Annotated in this window: 7 protein-coding genes; 2 read left to right on the top strand and 5 right to left on the bottom strand. The window is 53.8% G+C overall.

Going from position 1 to position 3,212, the window contains the following annotated elements; genetic code table 11:
* A partial coding sequence (locus CW742_RS09450; protein WP_292419607.1) for a hypothetical protein occupies positions 1 to 634 on the bottom strand: 634 nt, incomplete at its 3' end.
* Positions 635 to 687: 53 nt separating this feature from the next.
* On the opposite strand from CW742_RS09450, the gene CW742_RS09445 reads away from it, so the two are divergent.
* Entirely contained in the window at positions 688 to 1,125 is a 438-nt protein-coding gene (locus CW742_RS09445) for a hypothetical protein (protein WP_292419604.1), read from the top strand.
* Here CW742_RS09445 and CW742_RS09440 read toward each other — a convergent pair.
* The 4 genes from CW742_RS09440 to CW742_RS09425 all read right to left on the bottom strand — a co-directional run bounded on the left by CW742_RS09440 (position 1,112) and on the right by CW742_RS09425 (position 2,902).
* Complete coding sequence (locus tag CW742_RS09440) at positions 1,112 to 1,654, bottom strand: hypothetical protein (RefSeq protein ID WP_292419602.1); 543 nt, start codon at positions 1,652 to 1,654, stop codon at positions 1,112 to 1,114. The genes CW742_RS09445 and CW742_RS09440 overlap by 14 nt on opposite strands.
* The gene (locus CW742_RS09435) at positions 1,651 to 1,875 is read right to left on the bottom strand and encodes a hypothetical protein (RefSeq protein WP_292419599.1); all 225 of its coding nucleotides are present in this window, start codon (positions 1,873 to 1,875) and stop codon (positions 1,651 to 1,653) included. The genes CW742_RS09440 and CW742_RS09435 overlap by 4 nt, the downstream gene beginning before the upstream one ends.
* Before the next feature lie 147 nt (positions 1,876 to 2,022).
* On the bottom strand, positions 2,023 to 2,556 hold the full coding sequence (locus tag CW742_RS09430; RefSeq protein ID WP_292419597.1) for a hypothetical protein: 534 nt from the start codon (positions 2,554 to 2,556) through the stop codon (positions 2,023 to 2,025).
* Complete coding sequence (locus tag CW742_RS09425; RefSeq protein ID WP_292419594.1) at positions 2,537 to 2,902, bottom strand: hypothetical protein; 366 nt, start codon at positions 2,900 to 2,902, stop codon at positions 2,537 to 2,539. The genes CW742_RS09430 and CW742_RS09425 overlap by 20 nt, the downstream gene beginning before the upstream one ends.
* Here CW742_RS09425 and CW742_RS09420 point away from each other — a divergent pair.
* Positions 2,901 to 3,083: a hypothetical protein gene (locus CW742_RS09420; RefSeq protein WP_292419591.1), complete on the top strand. Its 183-nt coding sequence runs from the start codon at positions 2,901 to 2,903 to the stop codon at positions 3,081 to 3,083. The two genes, CW742_RS09425 and CW742_RS09420, sit on opposite strands and share 2 nt — an antisense overlap.
* Positions 3,084 to 3,212: the final 129 nt, after the last annotated feature.

Raw genomic sequence — 3,212 nt, 5'->3', positions numbered from 1 at the left:
CGCTTGGCAGGAAGAACGCATCAACATCTGTCACGACCTCCTTCCAAAACGGACTGACCCAGGGCTTGAGAGCCATCAGCAGGCCGAGTGCAACGGCAGCCACATCTCCCGCCTGGTCGGAATCAGCATGTGCCAGGAAGAACCCATTTGCTGAGCTCAGGGCCGGGGTCGCGGACGTGATGTTTGCAACCGTGGCACCATTCGGGTTGGTTACCGTGAAGATCACGTTGTTGGTGTCCGCGAAGGTCTTGAGTTTCGCGGTCAGGGCGCTCTCGTCGCTTTCGATACCTGCAAGGCAGACCCCGTTAATGAGCCGACTGGTTGCATAGGTGTCGAGCGTTGCCAAGGCCGTCTCGACCTCGGTTGCTGTAGGAGTGCCGGGTGTCGCCGCATTGATCGCAACAGCATACAGTCTGCGAACCCCCTGGGCGAAGATCGCGGTTGCAGCAACGGTGATTTTCGAGCTGGTTCCATGATCGGTCTTCACAGCATCGATGCTCGTGTACAGTTTCGGGGTATCCTTTGTAGCATAGGTACTCTCGCCAACAATCGCAGGAGTCCCCCACTGAGTCACGAACCGGGTTGCGGGGACGACCGACGCATTGATTTTAATTGCATCTGGTATGTTTCCCATGGTCAGCGGGTCAGGGATAAGAGAATATTAAGAAAAGTCGTAAACTATAATGAATGGCTGGCTACGATATCGATAAAAATGTCAGGAGTCTCGTAAAAGTTCTGAATGAGTTGCCCGGGGTGCATACGTGCGGCTGTTGCGGGGGACATGAAAATCCATCTGCCGGGCAGATGCCTCAAGGATATTTTTCCGTGGAATTAACCATTCTCGATAAAACAGATGAGTCGTTTATCACGAGAGATGGATGGCACTCCCTCGGAATAATTGATAAAGCCGTCACACAGCATGCCGCACGAGTGTTATCAATGGAGGACTCCCTGAAATTTGATACCATGTTCGATTCGCCGTGCCTTCTTCTCGTCTCAAATCTCTGCGACGATACTGATTATGATTGCTGCGATTTCTCAATCCAGGGAAAACCGGGATCCGATCCGGCAAAATTAGCAAGGATAATTCGAAATCGATTAAAAAAAGATATCAAGAAATCGTAATTTCCGGATCGTCAACCGTTTCGATCGAGCCAACCGTTTTCTGGTACGTATTGTCGTACCGGAGGATAATGTCCATCTGCCGGCGCTCGGTCTTGTTCTCCAGGTATGTCAGGTCCGAGATCCAGGTATCGTCCACGACTTCGATGATGGCAGGCAGATCCCGCAGGACCCAGGTCTTCAGGAGCTCGCAGTACGCATCGATAACAATACCCGCGGGGACCGCTTCCGTATCCTTCACGTGTATATTGATTGACAGGGTTACGCGCCGTTTTTCTCCGTACGTGTATTTTAGATCCTGCCCGGAGATCTCCCTCTTATACTGCTTGTTCCCGGGTGTGGCATCCCGGTCTTTGCGGTCTCCATAATATCGGAGCTTGATGGCGATCGGGGCCTCTTTGAGGACCTGGTCCACGGTCTTACCGCGGTCCGCGTACTCGATATGCGCTGCGTATGCCGTTGTGCCAATAGTGACCGATTTCGGGATGCTCGCGAAGATCCCGGGGGGGTCGAACGGCTGCGGGGAGGTCATGGAGATCCCTTCTGGGGCCAGAAATATGCGACAGCTGCGATGATTATTCCTGCGAGCGAGATTCCGGTAGAAACTACCGTCGCCCGTGTGGTTGCGATTGCTTTGATGCTCCGCTCGAACCCCTTCCGCTGGTCTCTTTCGGATTCGAGGGAGTCGATCCTCTTCCCGTGATCCTTCATCGTTTCATCCCCTTTGTCGAGCGCACTCCGAATATGTTTCACGTCGTTTCGGGTTTCGATCACGATATCGCGGAGTTCTTGGTGTCCTTCGCAAAGCACCAACGGATCTTCTGTTGCGGCTCTACGGCGGGCAGTCCGAGTTCGCACCATGTCAGTAACCACGCACGGGCGTATTAAAAAACGAAGTCCTTACCCGAAGTATTTCACAAGGTACGCGTCGATCTCTTTTCCAAGTTCTGTATGGATCATGTTCGCGATATTCTCCCGTTCTTCATCGAAGACCAAGCGGAACAGCGGCCGCTCCGGGATGTGGTTCCAGGAATGCATCCTTCCCCCGGCAACGATGCTCCCGCCATTGGTCCCATATTCCAGGAACTGCGCGATCAGGGCTTTCTCGTGGTCAAAGATCCCAACCTGGATCATCTTCGGATTAATGCCATCGACTTGGACGCTCTGCAGCGTGTTCGATATCAGGGCGAAGATCTCACCGGTATCGACCCACGCCTTGGAAGATTTCTTTTGCCGGATTGTTGACTCTGCGAGCGGTTCCCAGCTTGGGTCCTGCATCGTAATTTTATCGGCGATTCGCCCTGCAATGTAATCCCCGACCTTTTGTGCAACGCGGTCCAGGATCCCCGGCAGGTCCGCCATGAACTTGGGGATATTGTTGATGTCCCGGGCCGCAACAGGAGATCCAGATCGTCTAGGACTCGTGGCTGCCATTGATCGGACCCCCGTGCTGGGCAAGCATCTCGTCCCGGCAGGCTATGCTACAGTAAGGGAAAATCACCAGGTCATACCGTTTCTTTGATGAGATAAAGAACTCCTCAAGCTGCTTCTTCGTCATCGGGATCGTATTGCTGCAGCGCGGGTTGGTACAGGGGACCTGGACGATCTGGTCGTGGACCTCTTTCTTGATCTGCATGGCCTTCGCGAACTGATCGCAATCAAGCGGATCGAGCGGGATCCATTGTTCCTTTCGCTTACCCCCAACGGATATTCGACGGACGAGGTATAGTTTGCCGACGCGGTTATAGCGGAAATAAGCCCGTTCCTGCGGTGCCCCCATGGTGGCACTCCTATATGGCGCTTATTTTGACATTCGACCGACAAACGCGCTGGAAATCCGTGACACCGTGGTGGCACGCGAGATCTACCTTTTCCTGCTTGACCTGGGCGAGCTCGTTGATATACTCGTCAGGATAGATTCGGCCGGTCCGGTAGTGGATGACAATCGCCGGGATGAGTAGCGGGATCCTGGTCTTTGTGCAGGTAGGTCTCTGCGGGCATTCGGCGGTGCACAACCCCCGGTTGGGGCGAAAGGGCATAACTCCTTGATTCTTGGTTCTTTCAGTCATACCTTCCGTTTGCACCCCAAA

Source organism: Methanoregula sp., assembly GCF_002835825.1.
Taxonomy (GTDB): domain Archaea; phylum Halobacteriota; class Methanomicrobia; order Methanomicrobiales; family Methanospirillaceae; genus Methanoregula.
The sequence above is the reverse complement of the archived record's forward strand: the minus strand, read 5'-3'. Positions and strand labels throughout refer to the sequence as shown.

What these genes read in the sequence shown, in the direction of transcription:
- CW742_RS09425 (WP_292419594.1), bottom strand. Translation starts at nt 2,902, where the DNA reads ATGGGGGCACCGCAGGAACGGGCTTATTTCCGCTATAACCGCGTCGGC.
- CW742_RS09440 (WP_292419602.1), bottom strand. Translation starts at nt 1,654, where the DNA reads ATGACCTCCCCGCAGCCGTTCGACCCCCCCGGGATCTTCGCGAGCATC.
- CW742_RS09420 (WP_292419591.1), top strand. Translation starts at nt 2,901, where the DNA reads ATGGTGGCACTCCTATATGGCGCTTATTTTGACATTCGACCGACAAAC.
- CW742_RS09445 (WP_292419604.1), top strand. Translation starts at nt 688, where the DNA reads ATGGCTGGCTACGATATCGATAAAAATGTCAGGAGTCTCGTAAAAGTT.
- CW742_RS09430 (WP_292419597.1), bottom strand. Translation starts at nt 2,556, where the DNA reads ATGGCAGCCACGAGTCCTAGACGATCTGGATCTCCTGTTGCGGCCCGG.